Annotated in this window: 23 protein-coding genes and 1 tRNA gene; 14 read left to right on the forward strand and 10 right to left on the reverse strand. The window is 41.7% G+C overall.

Annotated features, from left to right (window positions below; genetic code table 11):
* Positions 1–26: 26 nt before the first annotated feature.
* Entirely contained in the window at positions 27–1412 is a 1386-nt protein-coding gene (locus Q0C29_RS03035; protein WP_291999187.1) for a glycoside hydrolase family 28 protein, read from the reverse strand.
* 134 nt (positions 1413–1546) lie between these two features.
* On the opposite strand from Q0C29_RS03035, the gene Q0C29_RS03040 reads away from it, so the two are divergent.
* The gene (locus tag Q0C29_RS03040; RefSeq protein ID WP_291999188.1) at positions 1547–2383 is read left to right on the forward strand and encodes an alpha/beta hydrolase; all 837 of its coding nucleotides are present in this window, start codon (positions 1547–1549) and stop codon (positions 2381–2383) included.
* A 521-nt stretch (positions 2384–2904) separates the two neighbouring features.
* On the opposite strand, the gene Q0C29_RS03045 is transcribed toward Q0C29_RS03040, so the two are convergent.
* Positions 2905–3261, reverse strand: coding sequence for an aspartyl protease (locus tag Q0C29_RS03045; protein ID WP_291999189.1), 357 nt, complete (start codon positions 3259–3261; stop codon positions 2905–2907).
* A 432-nt stretch (positions 3262–3693) separates the two neighbouring features.
* On the opposite strand from Q0C29_RS03045, the gene Q0C29_RS03050 reads away from it, so the two are divergent.
* The 7 genes from Q0C29_RS03050 to Q0C29_RS03080 all read left to right on the forward strand — a co-directional run bounded on the left by Q0C29_RS03050 (position 3694) and on the right by Q0C29_RS03080 (position 7019).
* A complete protein-coding gene (locus tag Q0C29_RS03050; protein ID WP_291999190.1) occupies positions 3694–3948 on the forward strand; it encodes a HEPN domain-containing protein in 255 nt (84 codons plus the stop codon).
* Complete coding sequence (locus tag Q0C29_RS03055; RefSeq protein WP_291999191.1) at positions 3933–4055, forward strand: hypothetical protein; 123 nt, start codon at positions 3933–3935, stop codon at positions 4053–4055. Before Q0C29_RS03050 ends, Q0C29_RS03055 begins: the two co-directional genes overlap by 16 nt.
* Entirely contained in the window at positions 4012–4185 is a 174-nt protein-coding gene (locus Q0C29_RS03060) for a nucleotidyltransferase domain-containing protein (RefSeq protein WP_291999192.1), read from the forward strand. The genes Q0C29_RS03055 and Q0C29_RS03060 overlap by 44 nt, the downstream gene beginning before the upstream one ends.
* A gap of 694 nt (positions 4186–4879) precedes the next feature.
* Complete coding sequence (locus Q0C29_RS03065) at positions 4880–5356, forward strand: PaREP1 family protein (protein WP_367173605.1); 477 nt, start codon at positions 4880–4882, stop codon at positions 5354–5356.
* 224 nt (positions 5357–5580) lie between these two features.
* On the forward strand, positions 5581–6099 hold the full coding sequence (locus Q0C29_RS03070) for a hypothetical protein (RefSeq protein ID WP_291999194.1): 519 nt from the start codon (positions 5581–5583) through the stop codon (positions 6097–6099).
* 21 nt (positions 6100–6120) lie between these two features.
* Positions 6121–6747, forward strand: a complete 627-nt coding sequence (locus tag Q0C29_RS03075; protein ID WP_291999195.1) for a M48 family metalloprotease — start codon at positions 6121–6123, stop codon at positions 6745–6747.
* An 11-nt stretch (positions 6748–6758) separates the two neighbouring features.
* The gene (locus tag Q0C29_RS03080; protein WP_291999196.1) at positions 6759–7019 is read left to right on the forward strand and encodes a hypothetical protein; all 261 of its coding nucleotides are present in this window, start codon (positions 6759–6761) and stop codon (positions 7017–7019) included.
* A gap of 122 nt (positions 7020–7141) precedes the next feature.
* Here Q0C29_RS03080 and Q0C29_RS03085 read toward each other — a convergent pair whose 3' ends face one another.
* The 3 genes from Q0C29_RS03085 to Q0C29_RS03095 form a co-directional block, all read right to left on the reverse strand.
* Positions 7142–7477 carry a nucleotidyltransferase domain-containing protein gene (locus Q0C29_RS03085; protein WP_291999197.1) on the reverse strand — a complete coding sequence of 112 codons (336 nt, stop codon included), beginning with the start codon at positions 7475–7477 and terminating at the stop codon, positions 7142–7144.
* Positions 7455–7655, reverse strand: coding sequence for a HEPN domain-containing protein (locus Q0C29_RS03090; RefSeq protein WP_291999198.1), 201 nt, complete (start codon positions 7653–7655; stop codon positions 7455–7457). Before Q0C29_RS03090 ends, Q0C29_RS03085 begins: the two co-directional genes overlap by 23 nt.
* Positions 7656–7691: 36 nt before the next feature.
* Positions 7692–7769: transfer RNA gene (locus tag Q0C29_RS03095), tRNA-Glu, on the reverse strand.
* Positions 7770–7889: 120 nt separating this feature from the next.
* On the opposite strand from Q0C29_RS03095, the gene Q0C29_RS03100 reads away from it, so the two are divergent.
* From Q0C29_RS03100 to Q0C29_RS03110, 3 genes are all read left to right on the forward strand, one after another.
* On the forward strand, positions 7890–8669 hold the full coding sequence (locus Q0C29_RS03100; protein WP_291999199.1) for an indole-3-glycerol-phosphate synthase: 780 nt from the start codon (positions 7890–7892) through the stop codon (positions 8667–8669).
* 34 nt (positions 8670–8703) lie between these two features.
* Positions 8704–9081 (forward strand): hypothetical protein, encoded by a 378-nt coding sequence (locus Q0C29_RS03105; RefSeq protein WP_291999200.1) that lies wholly within the window; start codon positions 8704–8706, stop codon positions 9079–9081.
* 63 nt (positions 9082–9144) lie between these two features.
* Positions 9145–9837 carry a hypothetical protein gene (locus tag Q0C29_RS03110; protein WP_291999201.1) on the forward strand — a complete coding sequence of 231 codons (693 nt, stop codon included), beginning with the start codon at positions 9145–9147 and terminating at the stop codon, positions 9835–9837.
* 116 nt (positions 9838–9953) lie between these two features.
* Here the strand turns inward: Q0C29_RS03110 and Q0C29_RS03115 are convergent, their stop codons facing one another.
* The 3 genes from Q0C29_RS03115 to metG all read right to left on the reverse strand — a co-directional run bounded on the left by Q0C29_RS03115 (position 9954) and on the right by metG (position 12854).
* Positions 9954–10403 carry a 30S ribosomal protein S6e gene (locus Q0C29_RS03115; protein ID WP_291999202.1) on the reverse strand — a complete coding sequence of 150 codons (450 nt, stop codon included), beginning with the start codon at positions 10401–10403 and terminating at the stop codon, positions 9954–9956.
* 107 nt (positions 10404–10510) lie between these two features.
* Complete coding sequence (locus tag Q0C29_RS03120) at positions 10511–10948, reverse strand: MarR family winged helix-turn-helix transcriptional regulator (protein ID WP_291999203.1); 438 nt, start codon at positions 10946–10948, stop codon at positions 10511–10513.
* Between the two features lie 172 nt (positions 10949–11120).
* Positions 11121–12854: a methionine--tRNA ligase gene (gene metG, locus Q0C29_RS03125; protein WP_291999220.1), complete on the reverse strand. Its 1734-nt coding sequence runs from the start codon at positions 12852–12854 to the stop codon at positions 11121–11123.
* 130 nt (positions 12855–12984) lie between these two features.
* On the opposite strand from metG, the gene Q0C29_RS03130 reads away from it, so the two are divergent.
* Genes Q0C29_RS03130 through hflX form a run of 3 tightly spaced genes read left to right on the forward strand, consistent with a single transcriptional unit; the run spans position 12985 to position 16366 of the window.
* On the forward strand, positions 12985–14400 hold the full coding sequence (locus tag Q0C29_RS03130; protein WP_291999204.1) for a PQQ-binding-like beta-propeller repeat protein: 1416 nt from the start codon (positions 12985–12987) through the stop codon (positions 14398–14400).
* A gap of 51 nt (positions 14401–14451) precedes the next feature.
* Positions 14452–15078 (forward strand): winged helix-turn-helix domain-containing protein, encoded by a 627-nt coding sequence (locus Q0C29_RS03135; protein ID WP_291999205.1) that lies wholly within the window; start codon positions 14452–14454, stop codon positions 15076–15078.
* A gap of 37 nt (positions 15079–15115) precedes the next feature.
* Positions 15116–16366 (forward strand): GTPase HflX, encoded by a 1251-nt coding sequence (gene hflX / locus Q0C29_RS03140; protein WP_291999206.1) that lies wholly within the window; start codon positions 15116–15118, stop codon positions 16364–16366.
* Here hflX and Q0C29_RS03145 read toward each other — a convergent pair.
* Positions 16344–16607 (reverse strand): KEOPS complex subunit Pcc1, encoded by a 264-nt coding sequence (locus tag Q0C29_RS03145; protein ID WP_291999207.1) that lies wholly within the window; start codon positions 16605–16607, stop codon positions 16344–16346. The genes hflX and Q0C29_RS03145 overlap by 23 nt on opposite strands.
* On the reverse strand, positions 16594–17583 hold the full coding sequence (locus Q0C29_RS03150; RefSeq protein WP_291999208.1) for a hypothetical protein: 990 nt from the start codon (positions 17581–17583) through the stop codon (positions 16594–16596). Before Q0C29_RS03150 ends, Q0C29_RS03145 begins: the two co-directional genes overlap by 14 nt.
* Positions 17584–17628 lie beyond the last annotated feature (45 nt).

Below are 17628 nucleotides of genomic sequence, written 5' to 3' on the forward strand. Positions count from 1 at the left end.
CTTTAAGTTTAATCCACGCTATAGGGTTACCGTTCACTTAAGTAGTCTGCATCCTCCAGGATTAGGTTTCTAACATTATTAAGTGATAATACTGGCTTCTCCTTAGCCAGTACCCTAACTTTACTTAACTTAACATTTACCGCATTCTCAATGAATATGCCTTTACTTGAGTTTACCCTAATGTTTTCCATTACTAGATCCTCAATAGGCATTTCAGGTAATCCATTAATTAGTATTGCTTGTCCAGCTCCATCGCATGTAATGTTCCTTATGCTCACTCCCCTTACCTTAGGCGTCCTCTCTGATGCTGGTTCAGGTGGATGCTTCTCATAGAACATATCTATTGTTACTGCCTCATACTTTATATTAATCATGCGTATATTAGTAACTTCAATATTCTCCACAACCCCACCTCTACCCCTAGTTGTCTTAATCCTAACACCCCTTTCGGTGCCATCGAAAACACTGTTCCTCATTAATACATTCCTAACGCCACCAGACATTTCACTCCCAATAACGAATCCACCGTGTCCCCTCTTCATAATGCAGTTTAATGCATGTATATTCTCTGAGGGAATACCAATTCTCCTACCTTCCTCATCCCTACCTGACTTTATTACTAGGCAATCATCCCCAACATCAACTAGGCATCCCCTTAATTCAACATCACTTGAGGAATCAATAACTATACCATCAGTGTTAGGTGAGTAATCTGGAGCTATGCTTGAGGTATTAATTATGTCCACGTGTCTTGAGTAAAGAACATGAATAGTCCACATGGGTGAATCACTGAAGGTAACCCCCTTTATAGTCACGTTATACGCATTGTAGAGTTGAAGAAGCTGCGGCCTAAAGAACTCCCTATAGCTCTCACAATCTTCACCACTCGGCTTCTTACCTTCACTAATTAACCTCCTAAAGACCCTCTCACCCTCAAGCGCATTCCGAGTAGGCCACCAAACCCCTCTCTCCTCATCAACAACACCCCCTGACTCAATGAGTTTCTTCCACTGATCCTCATTAACGCGGGATCTCCTTATTGGCCACCAAGCATGCCCCTGTCCATTGAAAACACCTTCACCCATTATTTTAACGTTCTTAACGTCCTTACCGAATATTAGGGGCATGATACCACAATGATGAATACCCTCCCTCCTAGTCTCAATAATAGGGTACGATTTGTAGTCCGTTGAGAAACTCCAAATGGCGTCATGATCAAGGAATAATGTAACATTACTCTTAAGAATTATGTTCCTAGACACGTACCTACCTGGTGGAATATAAACAATCCCTCCACCTGATTCATTAGCTGAGGTTATTGCAGCATTAATTGCATCAGTGCTGTCGTTTAAACCCTTAGGATCAGCACCGAAGTTCAGCACGTTATAGACCTTGCCCCCTAATTCAACCATGAATTGAACCCTTGAGGGTTGGTAAAAAACATTACTATTACCTCAATGAGCTTAATCCTCAGTGCTATTTCATTTAAGGGTCAATTCTAAAAACGCCGCATATTCTTTATAAGCATAATCCTAAACTTCACTGCATGGTGCAGAATATTGAGGGCAAAATCCCACTAAGCACTGGCGTAAGTGTCTACTATAGGTGTTGGCTAGCGGATAAACAATTAGGCACCATTATTGGTGTCCACGGATTTGCTGAGCATAGTGGAAGGTACTCCACCTTTGGCACATTCATGGCGAATAACGGGTTCTCCTTCTGTATGCATGACTTAAGGGGACATGGATTAACCACTGATCCTAAGGACCTCGGCTACGTAGATAGCTTCAACTCATTCATAAGCGACCTAGGCGACTTCGTGGAGCTGATGCTTAAGAAAACTAACGTTGATTCAGCCTTCCTACTAGGCCACTCAATGGGTGGGTTAATAGTACTACACTACCTAGGCAGGGTGGGTAGAGGGATTCATGCAGCCATCACTAGTGGCGCCGCAACTATTGTTAACGTGAATTACGGTACATGGCTTTTATTAACCATAATGAATTCATTAGTACCGAGGATTAGGCTTAATCTCCCAATAAACCCAGAGTACCTTACTCACGATAAGAGAATCGTTGAGGAGTATGTGAATGATCCATTAGTTTACAAGAGACCTACGGTTAGGATGCTTTATGAATTAACTAAGGCATCGAAAGAAGTGTGGAATTACGTAGGTAACATATCGGTACCATTAATGATGCTGCATGGTGGGGAAGATAAGGTAGTTCCCCCGAAGGCGACACAGGAGGTTTACAATAGGTTGAAGGTTAATGATAAGACGATTAAGATATATGAAGGCATGTTCCATGAGATCCTTAATGAGTTAGATAAGGACATAGTATACAAAGATATACTTAACTGGCTGCAGTCACACATTAAGTGAATTATAATCAATACATGGATGTGCAACCTACTGAGAATAAAAAGCTTCATTCAAACTAAGTTATCATTAATTCTTAACCACATATAATTCATGATAAACCGAAGGAGTTAAGGCTACTTAAGCATAGTCAGCGTACAGTAATAATCTATATGATATTGTTGTATACCATTTGATAATGATAATATATCTTATATTTCGCTATTATAATTTTATTGAATAATTTGCCATAATTATATTAATCTATTAAGCTAAGCTTTATCCTTAATTATAAAAGATTTATCCTATATATTACTTAACCTCAAGAAGCTTGTTACTTAAGCGTAACTTATTACAGCCCTTTAGACTCTACTTATTACTATAGGTTTACATTTATCATAGTCTTACTCATGTGTCCAGTAACATTCATTAGCGCAACCTAACATTGAAGACTTTATGATTATTCCTTTCACCTCTGAGAAACACTTGAGGGCTTAAGTCCTTACATATAAACTAACAACTTACATGAATACTAGAAGATTTGTTTATAAGAGTAGTAGTTCAGCCTCCTTAAGTGATCCCCTTACTGGATCTACCTCAAGGCCAAAAATCTCGAGTGCAGTTATGCCAATAACCATCGTATCTTCTGTCTCACCGAAGATCACGGGAACAATCCTCCTTTCACCCATTATCATTAAGCCGGCTTCACCGATGTCACGTTCTACATAACCGCCAAAAGCCTTGAACCTCCTTCTACCGCTTGGCTTTATGCTTAATCCTTCCAAAATATCCCTACGTATTACGGTATAGATGGCGCCAGTGTCTACTATGCCATCTATCTCCATAGCCTTATCGGGCACTGCAGGGTTAAACACACCGACTCTAACCCTCACAAAACCCATTAGGAATTAATAATACCTTGCATTTAAATTTTTAACTTAACGTTAAGCATAAGGAAGGCCCCTCATTGAACCTTAACCAAGTCATCTTTATCATAGAACTCATTAGCAGATTTGAGGTAATCCTTTGAACTTAAATATAGGTTAACCCTAAGAAGGGAATAGTTAGCTGTAGCATCCATTATTAATTTCATCAACGTTAACACCCTTGATCCCAGCTGGATTCCTAACAATATCATAAACCCTGGAACCTTAAAACCCTATATTCATGCATAGATTAAGAATAATAAAGAAATAAACATAATACCTACTCGTGAGCTTCCTTAAAGTCAGGGCACTGGAATTCCTAGACCAGGCAAGATTTGCCTACAGCCGTGGATACTACGACTTGGTAATGTTCAGTTAAGCAAATATACTCAATTAATGCTAAAGGCAGTGCTTTACGAGATACTAGGTGATTATCCCAAAACCTATAGATTAACGCAACTCTTTACCGACTTAGTTAAATTAATTAATAATAAGTGTGGCGTTGAGGATTTCTATAAATTGAATAGAGACTCTCCATTGATGCTTGAGTATTCGTATGTGGCTAGCCGATACATGGCATCAAGCTTCAGTAATGATGATGCGGAAAAGGCATTAAAGCTAGCTGAAGAGTTCGGTAAGGTGATTAAATGTATACGTTCATAGACCTACTTAAGGAGCATGCCGAGACTAGGAGAAGGATATTAGGTAGTATTAAAGACTATTTAAATGAGATTAAGGCTGCTGTACATTCACTGGACCCAAAATGCTGAAATTCTCTTATTTGGCAGCTACATAAGAGGCAACTTTAGACCTGACAGTGATATTGACATCCTAATAATATCAGACATATATGGAGATAACCCACATGGGTATGTGAAGCCCGTATCAAATATTAAATAATGCTGATGATGTTCTTGAAGTCTTCGAATTCCATGTAGCTACTAGAAGAAGCTATATGGGATGGTGATGGTACAGTAAATTCATAGATACATACATTGTCCTTTAAACATATAAAAATTAATCAGCAAGGTTAGATGGTATCAACATTAATTAACATTGCTTAAGGGCATTTTAATATTGTTGCAGATACTCTATATAACTGCTGGCATTACTGAGACTAGTATAGTGTGTTTTTATGTTAACATTATACAAGTTCACATGTATAGTTTTAAGCACTCGTAAATTTGTTTATTGATAAGCGTGGAAGGAATAAGAACATTCTAGCCTTTTTAGCTCAATATTACTTGTATTACTTTTGCCAACACTGATAGGCTTAATAAGGCTACTAATAGCCATGCATGATTTATCCAAGGTATATGGCAATCTAAAAAATCTTCAAGTGCATGTTTCTGATTACATTATTAGTTGTCTTTATCACCATTACCTATACCCTTATAATGACGGTATTATTCTTCCTCGGAAATCTACGTAGGGCAATGCCTGCCTCTTAAGCAATAAATGCAAGTGCCTATCCGTCAACCATGTAACCTAGAGATAATGGTTACTAAATTTAATACTAACCATTAGACTAACTACTTATAGATGAGCAGCATCGTCATAGTGTTTAAATTCCCTTCTCACAGGTATGCTAACTGTGGAGGAGCTTATTAAAAGGGTACAGGAGCTTGGTATAGATGTTGAGGATTTGCTAATTTCGGCAGTATCAAGGGTTGATCCTGGAGAGGCTATTAGGTTAAGGCTTGAGACTGCGGGTAAGTATTTAACGGAGGCTGGTGAATATTTAGAAAGGGGCGATATTACACAGGCCAGTGAGAAGGCGTATAAGGCTGCTGAGGAAGTTGTTAAGGCCCTAGCCGAGAAGTACAACATGCCCGAGTACCAAAACGCCCTAAAGGAGGGTAGGTGGTACGTTTACTGGCTGGCGAGCGTGGCTACTAGGTTATCGGAGAGCCTAGGTGACTGGATTAAGGAAGGCTGGGACTCGGCATACTACCTACACGTGTGGGGATTTCATGAAGGTAAAGTAGATGCACACATAGTCAACATTAGGCTTAGGGATGTTAGGAAACTAGTGGAGGAGGCTTCAAAGATCCTTAAAAATGTAAAATAGACATGCAGATTATCTCGTCTAGCTTCACAATAGGATACCCCATATGCAGTTAGTCGGTATATTTAAAAAGGAATCATTGGGCGTATTTATGTGGCTAACTTGGTGCATTACTACTATTCATATTACTTACATTAACACTACCTGCGATTGTAAGCCATGCCTCAGTGAATTAGCCAGTAATAAGCGTTAATACCTTTAACCCATATGAACTCACTATTCACATAATGGGGCAGGTTGCCTCTGGTGTTAATGCTTCAAGTGCATTGAAGGGCCTTAACTGCACGGCATTTACAGTCTTAACAAACGTTACTAACGGCGTAATGTCTATTAAGCTCACGGCGCCGTGGAATGGCGAGTTCGCATGCAACATATCCAGTGTGCTTAATGTCCTCCAAAGCTCACCTAGGATTAAACTACTTGCATCTGCAACAACCTTAATCACCGTAACCTTAAGTGAAGGTGTATTAAGGGTGGTTTACCTAGGCCTTAACTGGCCCTTAACGGTATTATCAATAGTACCTTTAATATGGCCGATAGTTGCCCAAATATACTCATATGCATTGAAGTTCAACTACTCAATACCCCTCATATGGTTTATATCCATAATAGTTAGATTTATAATTGGTATGATTGAGAATGGGGTAATCTACGTTATACCTATTCGATTCTCCCTAAGACCCATTATAGGCAGCGATTCGGTTAACGTAATTTTAAGAATATTTGACCCTTTATCATTACTTTAGCAATTATTCTACACTATATATGTGCATCACTATAGGATCTTAAGGGGCATTATTGGTGAGGAGAGGTGGAGGAGGATGCATGATGAGAGGACTGTGGTTAGGGGCAGGTATTCCTGCCTATATGGACTCTCCATACTAGCCGTAATAGGTGCCTACATTGGAGCCTTAACATTAGTCGTAACTAGGCTGAATGCTTCATGGGTGGTTAGGGGCATTATATCCTCAGCAATATTAGCACTAATGGTGTCTGCATTAGACACCTACGTGAATCGCCTAGGCTCCAGGTTCATCAACATGTACGGCAACGTGCATGAGGATCCCATGGTTCAAAACATGGTGAATGATATTTGGCTTAAAATGGGGCGCCCCGGCGAACCCCCTAAGGTGTATGTTTCAGACCACGTACTTGGCATGAGGTACAATGCCATGGCTGTGTCAAGTGATAGAATATATGCGGCTAGGCAGTTAATAAACATATTAACGCCTGGGGAATTATACTCACTGCTGGCTCATGAAGTTAACCATATTAGGCATAGGCACGTTAGCGTGGGCTTAGTAGCCGGTACCATATTAATGGCATTACTGGGCTTATGGATAACGTACGCGTTTACACACCTCAACTCGCTACTATCCCTATTACTCTACTAGTAATTCCACCAGTGGGGCTATTATCGATTGTTGGTGCATTTATCCAAAGGAGGCTTGAGGCTGATTTAGATGCGGCTAAGGCTGGCTTCGATCCAGGGGACTTCATAAGGGCTCTGGGTAAGATCACTAGGGCTAACATGATGCCGCCTGAATTAGGGCGTTTGGAAAGCTCATATCTCACACACCCAACCCCCGTGAAGAGGATATTGAAGATCGCTGAGAAGTACAGTACACCTAAGGACGAGACACTTAAATTATTCAACAGAGCATAAGTGCCCTACAGTATAAGCCTGCACTCAGCCTTAACATGCCTAGAAGCTTACCTACATCATGCCCTGCTAATTGATATTTAACATGGAGTCTTCGCCGCTTTTCGGATAGGTGATTATCAGCATTAAGCGCACCCTATCTTAACCCAGTACCTCTCTATGTCAATCATAAAAGCCCTGGATTTCATGGCCTCAAACTCCTCAGGGGTATATGCAAATACGTCTATTGCAATGTTAGGTGGAGCCATTCTCCTAAGCATAGGGTAGCGCTCGTACCATGAAATGCCTTTGAGTCTTCCTGAAACGACTATTAAATCCACGTCGCTGTCCATGAGCCAATCCCCTCTGGCAAAACTACCGAATAAATAGACCTCAGAATCATTACCCAGGCTACTACATAGGTTTCTGAGGAATTCCCCAAGGGTCTCCCTAATATTCTTAGGTAAGTAGCTTGGAAGCATAACTAATAATCACCTCAGCCACATTTAAGGCCTCCTCCGCCTGGGTTCTAGAGATGCCTTCAGATGGTACTTCAAGCCCAGCGTTAGGGTATCTTGAAGTTACGTAGTATTGCGATAATGTGGGGAGCCTCTGACCTCCTCCCCGCCTTTGAGGGGCGAGGGTTCTCTGGGGTATCATGCAAAGCTGCGTCTGGGTAAATTTTAAGGCTATTATTGGTGCCCCGGCCGGGATTTGAACCCGGGTCACGGGCTCGAGAGGCCCGCATACTTGTCCGGGCTATACGACCGGGGCTTATGACTCGCCTACGCTTTGGCCTTTTTAGCTTTTTCCCACGCATTTAGCGTATTTAATGGGTTAGTCATCACGATTAATTAACGGTAATATTTTATTAATTAAACCTAATGCCTACGAATGTATTTAAACCCTGAATCAACATTCTCACTCATGGGATTCCTTGATGATGTTAAGAGACTTACTGAGCTTAGGGTTAGATTAATGAATGAGGCAGTGAATAGGGCTCCTAGCTTAATTAAGGCCATTGAGGGTAGGAATAGTGAGGGTTATGTTGGGTTAATTGCCGAGTATAAGAGGGTTAGTCCAAGTGGTGTTATTAGGCTTGATTTAGATGCATATGGTTACTTCAGTCAAGTATCACCCTATGCCACGGGTTTCAGCGTGTTAACAGAACCATTCTTCTTCACTGGGCATCCATTATTCATTAGGATTGCGTCAATGTTCAATAAGCCAATACTCTACAAGGATTTCGTAATCCATGAGTCCCAAGTGGAGGAGGCGTATAGTAATGGCGCGAGTGCAATACTCATAATATATAGGCTACTTAACGGTAACATTGGGTGGCTTGTTGATGCTGCTAGGCGTAGGGGGCTTGAACCACTAATAGAGGTTGATAATGTGAAGGATGCCGCTGATGCTGCTAAGGATTACCCAGAATTAATGATTGGGGTTAACTCAAGGGATCTAGGGGACTTATCAATATCTCTTGAAAGGAGTATTGACATAATTAGGGCTATTAGGGGGAAGGGGGTCTTGGTTATTGCTGAAAGTGGTGTTAGAGGTAGGAGTGACGCTGAGGTGTTGGCTAAGGAGGGGGTTAACGCTATCCTGGTTGGTACAGCCCTAATGAGAAACCCAACATTAGCTAAGGAGCTCCATGAAGTGAGGGTTGGTTGAAATACTTAAAAGCTCAGTTGATTAAAATCACGTAGTGGTTAAGGCGAAGACTCTTACCTTATCCAGGTACTTAATGAACCTTAATAATGGTGTTGATGCCCATAGGCTTAAGGAACTGATCGGCAGCTTGCTTAACTTAACCTACGCTGTTGCTGATGATGAGTCTGAGCTTAATAATGAGGAGGTTTACAACTTCCAGTACGTGCTTCACTTAGCGTTAGCTATACTTCAACTGGCTGAGGAGAATTGCCTAACGTCTAACTGCCTTGATAGGGTCATTAGTGTTCTGAGGAGGACTGGTGAGGTGGCTTATGGTTGCATTAATGACTGCAGCGAACTTAAGGCGCTTGCTGAGGAACTTAGAAGCCTATATAACCATGAATTATCCTATTCATCCTATTGGAGGTTTTAATGCCGGGATTATGTTAACCCTGTGTGAATAATGCTTATTAATTCCTAGTCTACCGTTCGCCTAATGTCCAGGAAGAGTAGGGGAAGTAAGAAGAAGAGGAGGCTATTCATAGTTGCAATAATAGCGATCGCAATAGCTGAGGTAGGCTTCATAGTTGCTTACATTGGGCCAACCCTCCTCTATAAGCAACCTAACGCTAAGCCTAACTTATTCTCACTAATAGGCGTGTCTCTTGTTAACATATCATCATACGCCACCACCCCCTCATTAATGAACCCCCTTGTTTTCAACGGCACTAAACCAGTAACCATATTTGTAACCATAGCACCAGCATCTCAATGCACCATACCCTACAGCCTACTGAGCAACTTAACAGACTCATCAAACGTAATACTGGTCCTTCTGAACGCACCAACAACAGGTCTACAATTCATAACTCCACCCCAGTGGACTAACGTTTACTACAGTATGCAGGTATTGAACTGCACTGCCCCACCCAACGTCTACTTGGCTACGGCGTCATGGATCAGCACCGGTTCCCAAATACCGGTGGGGTTGTTTAACGCAACACAGGCTCTCAACATAATTAATGCATCCCTAGTGCTTAATGCCCTAAGAAGTAATTCAATAGGTGCAGTGTTACCGATCGTCATAGTGGCTTACGGTAATGGCACAATAGCAGGCTACTTAACAGGCTTCAACGCGTTAAACTATAGTAAAATAATAATGCTAGTTAATAAGGCCTTAGGCAGTTGACACTCAGTTCCCCTTATAATCTAGAACTCTCCTGGAAGGGCGTGATTTCAAGCAATTCCTTACACAATACAGATTACGCCTTAAATTATTAAATTAATGATGCTGCGCATTGAATTCTATTGAGCTGCCTCAGCCTTCTCCTCAGCTTTGCTTTCCCCCTTACTCTCCTCACTAACCTGTATTACAGGTTCCTTATCCCAATTCTCTGGGTAAATGAGAACTGCGTTAACTTGAACAACCTGGTCACTTATAGTATTACCCCTAATGAGCTTCCTCCTCCTTAACCCCTTCTTCCCTGGTCTTAGGCCTGGCCTACCAGAGAGGAGAATGTACTTCTTCACAGGCCCCTCTATGCCTGGGTGCATTGGTGCTCCATCGTAACCAGTGCCTCCCGTTATCTTAACCTTGAAGCCCTGTGGTAGGTCAATAACCTCCTTAATTAGTTGAGCATCAAACACCTCCCCTATCCTTAACCCTATTAGTCTCTGAGCCACTTCATCTTTAACCTCAAGTTGCCTAGACTTACCGCTCCTTGGGTCACTTAACACTAGCTTAAAGGTCGGCATTACGCAACGTTACATGCTTATTTTTTAAACTTTACTCAATAAGATTAATAATCCTAGTTCCTCCTTAATTAACGCATGAAGCGCTTAAATGCGAAGGGAATTAACGGTTAAGTTGTGTTTTCCTGGCCAAGCACACTCCTCAATTTGATTAAATTATACAGCCAGTTGCCTAATAATTCGCAGGTTTCAGGGGAATTCTCATGGCCGACCCCGCATGACGATATGTAGGGACAGTAGAAGCAGGGTATTGTGGCGATGAGGTTTAAGTCAACTTCAGGTATTATACTTGCCTTAGCCTCCAGTTTCCTAGCCTCCCTAAGCCCCTTCCTTGTTAGCTTAATTTCATAAACCTTCTCATTAACCTTCCTCCTAGTCACAAGCCCCATTCTAATTAATTTATTTAACGCGGGTATACCAACCTTACTGTTCGTTCCAGCCATCTTCCATAAATCCTTCTGAAGGCACTTACCATTAAGCCTAATCAATGTTAATAGTATATTAACCTCAACAGGTCCTATCTCATCATCATTCTGCTGATTAGACACAACCATTGGGCTACCCCTAGGTTATAAATATTTACCGCAGAAGCCTATTAGCCTTATAGCCATGGTTCATAAATGAGGGTTTTCCTCCTTAAGATTTACTGCGAGTTATTGGTTAATCACCTTCTTAATGTGGCTACTTGATCTACTGCCTAAGGTTAGGGTTTATGCCCCGCTAGGGGGTTGGTAGGTAGGCTTGCTCCCATGGGTACTTACCCTTATCCTTGATGTCCCTTATTTCATCAAGCTTCTTAAGCATTACATTCAACTCCTCCCTACTTATCTTTCTGAATAATGGCTTTGGTTCACTTAACTGTAATCCCTGTTCAATAGGCTTCCCAGCATCCCTCCATCTTAAGCCATTACTGTAACCCATCATTCTCCATAATTCACTAACACTGAAGGGTATTACTGGTGCAAGTGCTACTGATAATGTCTTAACAATACTCATGAGCATGTACAGTGCGCTGTCGAACTCAAAGCCACTTAACCTCCATGGTTGCTTCTCATTCAGGTACCTATTACCTATCCTTGCCATTTCAATTGACTGGGATACAGCATCCTTCAGCATTATTTTCTCATAATTCTCCTCAACAGTGTTGAGGATTTCAAGAACCTTGCCGTAAACCTCCTGGTCCTGCTCAGTCATCTTAACGTCACTGGGCACAGTACCCCATCTCCTTTTCGCCAGTGTTAATACCCTGTGTATGAAGTTACCCACCGTGTCATTCATAACTGAGTTAACTACGTCTAGGAATGAATCCCACGTGAAGTTACTATCCCTCTGCTCAGGCCTATTATAAATGAGGTAGAACCTCCAGTAGTCTGCTGGGAGTAGGGCTATAGCCTCATCAGCCCAGATTCCGACCCTCTGGCTCTTTGAGAATTTCCTACCCTCGAAAATCAAGTACTCCGTGGATGAGGTTGTCCATGGCATTACATAATCTTCCCCAGTTGCCATGAGTAGTGCCGGGAATATTATTGTATGGAACGGTATGTTATCCTTACCTATGAAGAACACGACCCTAGTCCCCTTATTGAACCAGAACCTCCTCCACTCATCCTCCCTACCAAGCCTTCTAAAGTACTCTATGGTTGCTGAGACATAGCCTAAAACTGCCTCAAACCAAACGTAAATAGTCTTACCCTCAGAGCCTGGGAATGGGGCTGGGATACCCCACTTATTATCCCTAGTTATTGCCCTGGGCCTTAAACCCTCCTTAAGCATCCCTAGGCTCATTTGCCTTGCATTATCCGGAAGCGCATTATTCCCCTCAATGTAGCTCCTAATCCTATCCTCAAGCCTCCTTAAGTCAAGGTACCAGTGCCTAGTTAACCTCCACTCGGGGGTTGAACCACATATTGCGCACTTGGGGTTAATTAACATCCTTGGTTCAAGTAACTTACCGCAGTTCTCGCACTGGTCACCCCTGGCGTAGGGGTAGCCGCAGTAGGGGCATGTACCTATCACGAACCTGTCCGGTAGGAATATCTTATCCTTTGGGCAGTAGGGTAATTCATCATCTTTGGTGAATATGTAGCCATTATTGTAGATTTTAGTGAATGTATCCCTAACATACCACTTATGAACATCCGACTCAGTCCTAGTGTAGTTATCGGGTTCAATGCCCCAGAGTTTAAGTATTCTAACAATGACCTCATGCATTCTATCAGTTAATTGCCTTGGTTCAACACCCAGCTTAATAGCCTCAACCTCTATTGGTGTACCATGCTCATCACTACCGGTGACGAAGACAACATCGTAACCCTTCAACTTAAGGTATCTGGTGAATACGTCGGCGGATAACAGTGAACCTATCAGGTTACCTAAGTGTGGGACGGCGTAAATGTACGGCCATGCGGAGCCCACAACCCACCTTACTCCATTTCCATTGGGGTCACTGGAGATTCGCTTGTCAAGTACCCTTAATAAGCTTTTCCATTACAATAATCAAAAATAAAGTTAAACATAATTTAATTGACGTGAACCTAAAGAAATAGTGAGTCTGGCTTTTAAATCGAAGCCTCCAACACTGTTCATGAATAGATATCAGTTAACGATAACGGTTGTTTCAATAGCGTTAGCAGTATCATTGGCTATCTTAATAATTAACATTACTTCAATCTCATCTAAAAACAGCATTACTGTTACAAGTGTTATTACTAAGACCATAACATATACTCCACGGTATGTTAATACTTCAAGCAGTAACAGTAGTCAATTTGAGTACCAATTCATGCTACCTTACGTGATTCAATCAATACCTGAGGAGTCTAATGGGTACTGGCGTAGTACAGTAATGTTTGAGGAGAATCCACAACACAATTACGTTATACCTACTAGAACAGGGTTCTTCATGGTTAACGTGACTTGGGGTGTGGTTGTACCACCTGCTATTTACGGTGACCTACTGCTCGTAACTACTTCAGGTCCGTTCAATTCATCAAGCTCAAGCTTCCCACTCAACATAGGTAGTGTTTACGCCATAAACTTAACCAATGGCGCTATCGTTTGGTTCAGGGTCTTCCCTAATCAAATAATGACCCAACCAATAGTGTTCAACGGTATAATGATTGTTGGCCTAGGCAATAGTGTGCTAACACCAACATATAGGGGTACTGGGACTAATTACCTAGCCGCAGTCAATGTTACTAACGGTGAAGTATTATGGAACTACACTACGCTTGGTGAAGACATGCCTACACCCGTATTCTATAGGGGTCTCGTAATAGAGGCTGATGGTAGTGGTGAAGCCTTTGCATTAAACGCAACCACGGGTAAGCCTCTTTGGGTTGATGAGTTAGGTACTTATGATAGCATGTCATCGTTACTCCTAGTTAATAACATAGTTTACTTCGGTACATCAACAACCTTCTGGGCTATTAACGCCACTACAGGTAGTGTTATTTGGAGTGATTACCTGTATGGTAATTACCAAAACATTGGTGGTTTGGATGATTCCTCACCAGCCTACTACAATGGAATCGTGGTTACGTCATTTACTCTACATAACCCTAACGACACCATGAGCGTCATGTTGGTAGCGTTCAATGCTAGTAATGGGCGAGTCCTATGGATTCTTAATGAGGGCTTATCTAAAATTACACCTAATCTAGAGGCGCCTCCTGTCGTTATTTATGACGGCTTAGTGATTCACGATTCCCCAGTGGGTGTGCTTTATGTTGTTAATTTTACTAATGGTAAGGTCTTATGGACCTTTAAGACTGGGTTAACATTAAGTAATGCGGTTATTGTACTTAAGAAGTTCATAGTTATACAGAATAGGAGCGGTGAACTTTTCATTCTTACATTAAACGGTAACCTAGTTAAGGAGGTTTACACACCTGTGGTGCCTGGTCCTGGGAATCTCTTAGCTACTGGTGATTCATTAATTCTAGTTGGGGTGAATGGTATTGTTGAGTCATTACCGTTATTTACGCTGCTTCATTCTTAGTGCGGTAACTTAGGTAGTGTTTAAAAGCCGTAATAAATTGTAATATTTCAAGTGGGTGAAATGTCCCTAATTGATGTAAGCAGGTTGAATGAGTTTGATGAGGACATGGTGATAAGGTTTCCCATAAGGCCTCATACGTTTAAGAAGGGGAAAGTTAGGTTAATGAGCATTGATGCCTTTGAGAAGGCTATTGATCCAAGTAGGTTAAGCATACTTAAGTTGATAGCGTTCGGCGTATCGAAGCCTTCTGTAATTGGCGTGAAGCTTAAGATGCCTAAGTCTACGTTATATAGGCACCTATCAGTGTTAATGAGGTATGGTTGGATTGAAAGAAGCAGTTACGGGTTAGTGTTCTCGGCCCCCATATACCTAGCCTACGAGGTTGAAAGCGGGAAGCCTGGTTCATTAAGCATAAGGCTTCTTAATGGGAAGGGGGCCTTCATAGATGAGAAGACGGGCTTCATAATAATTAACGGTGTTAGGCCTATTCAAAACTGCCTAAAGTGCCCAATGCTTAGGCAGTGTACGGAGCATGTTAAGTTGTTGGCTCATGAATTTAACGTAACCTTAAGAAGTAAAACTCCCGCCGAAGCCTACATAGAGGTTTTAACCTGGGTAACGTCTAAGAACTTGGCTAAGATACTTAACTCAATATACTTGGATTTAAGCATTAGGTGACTTAACTCTATTGTGGAAAAGTAATAAAAACGCACGCATGATAGTGATAGTAGTTAGCATGGGTAAGGAAGCGTTACTGGTTTACGTGGATCCAAACCCCATGGATAGTAAGATTAATGAGTTTAGGATGCTTGCTGAAGTAGCTGGTTACGAAGTTAAAGGACTCGTAGTGCAGAGGAGGGTTCCGGACTCCAGGTACTATATGGGTAGTGGTAAGCTTGGGGATGTTAAGAAACTTATTGAAGATGGCGTTAACTACCTAATAACCTATCATCAGCTTAAGCCTAACCAATCCTTCAACTTATCCAGGGAGTTAAGGATAAACGTGATGGATAGGGTTAAGTTAATCCTAGAAATATTCGATAAGAGGGCTGGTGATGCTGAGGCTAAACTACAGATAAGATTAGCTGAGTTGAAGTACTCATTACCGTTAATCAGGGAGTACATTAGGTTAAGTAAGAAGGGAGAGCAGATTGGCTTTCACGGCTTAGGTGAGTATGGTGCTGAGACCTACTATAAGCATGCATTAAGGCAGATAGCCTCAGTGAAGAGGAGGTTAAGTACAATAAAATCCATGAGGGATACTCACATAATTAAGAGGAAGGATAAGGGTATACCTGAGGTTGCATTGACAGGCTACACTATGGCTGGTAAGACAACGCTCTTTAATAGATTAACGGGTGAGGGCAAGTACATTGATGGTAAGGCGTTCGCAACCTTATCAACGTACTCCAGGTTAGTTAACTTCAATGGTAAGTACGCTGTTATCACAGACACTGTGGGGTTCATTGATGATTTACCGCCAATACTTGTGGAGTCCTTCTACTCAACAATAAGGGAGATCACGTACGCTGACCTTATACTCCTCATAATTGATTCAAGTGACCCAATAGAGGAGGTGCGTAGGAAGGTTAATAGTTCAATAAGCATACTGAACGATATAGCAGTACCAATGGGTAAGGTTATTCCGGTCTTCAACAAGATTGACCAGGTTAAGGACACTAGCCCATTAATGAAAATGGCTCTTGAGTTTAAGCTAAGTAATCCACTATTCATATCAGCTAAGGCTGGTATTGGCCTAGAGTCATTGAAAGGTAGGATAGCCTCAGAGTTGAAGGATTATGCCACTGTAAGATTAGCGGTGGAGGATCTTGATGAGGTTAATCACCTGCTTAAACATAGGGCTTCAATAATGGTTATTAATGATGACTCAGCGTTAGTTAACGTCAGGAGAGAGGATCTTACAATCCTTGACGAGAGGGGGATTAGTTACTGGATTGAAGGCTGAGGACTAGGTAAATGTGCTTAAGAACACCATTAACTAGGCTCCTTGCACTATTAACGTCACTTGCATTAATAGTTATTACAACATCACCATTGCTTAAACGCGTGGTCACCATGCCCCTCTTAAACTTGAACTCAGGCTCCATAGCCTTAAAAACCCTATAAACTACCTCACTGTCCACGCTTAACCTAAGCCTAACCTCAACCTCTACGTATTCAGGCTTACCTACGCTACTGCTGGTCATCAGTGTCCTCCAGTCCTATTAACTCATCAAGGCTAACCCTTTCACCCTTCTCAAGCTTCTGAAGGGCCTCCATCGCCTTCTTCCTCAACTCATCCTTAACCAACTCCTCACTCTTCCTTCTCTCAGCAGTGGCTGCGGATTTCCTAGCGGCTACTAGGAGTAGCCTATTCTTATTAATCTCATCAATAACCTGCCTCTTAACTTCCTTAAGCTCCTTGATTCTTGCGTAAAGGCTCAGCATCTGTTTCTTAATTTCATCCCTCTCCGACTTTAATTCATCCCTCCTCTTCTTAAGTTCACCTATGCTATTCCTAACCTCATTCACCTTATTCCTAAGCCCCATTAACTCATCCTTAAGGGGCTTATAACTACCCTCGTAGGTTGACTTCAGATTATTAACTAATTCCTCACGCCTCTTACTTAACTCATTAATCTCCTTAATCGTGTTGGCTATGTGGTTCCTAAGCTCATCCAGGGTTTCAGCCTTCTCAAGGTTCTTCCCAAGCTCAGTAATCGTCTTGTAGAACTCCATCTCCCTCTTTAAATCTGAAGGGGATGTATCATGCTCGAACTCCAGTCTCTCAATTAAAACCCTTAACTTATCCTTATCCTGAACCCTACCACCCGATGCCTCAAGTTCCTTTAAAAGCTCCCTAAGGTTCTTCACCCTATCCCTCAATTGGGTGATCCTCTTGCTTACCTCATCCTTCTCAGCCTTATTCTTCTTAAGGTATTCAACAAGGCTGTTTCTCTTACTAATGATTTCATTTATCCTATTCTTTAATTCACTTAACTCACTCCTCTTACTGTTTAACTGGTTTATTATTGAGGTTAACTGACTCCTCTTCTCATTTAACTTGCCCTTAAGTTCATTCAACTCTTTATACGCCTTATCTAACTCACCGTTGATATCATTCAGCTTAGCGCTTAACTCTTCTATCTTCTTCTCAAGCTCCTCAACATTAAGCAATGACACAAGCAACCCTTACCAACCCAATATATAAGCTTTATCCAAGGAATT

This window comes from Caldivirga sp. (assembly GCF_023256255.1).
In the GTDB taxonomy this organism is placed as follows: domain Archaea; phylum Thermoproteota; class Thermoprotei; order Thermoproteales; family Thermocladiaceae; genus Caldivirga.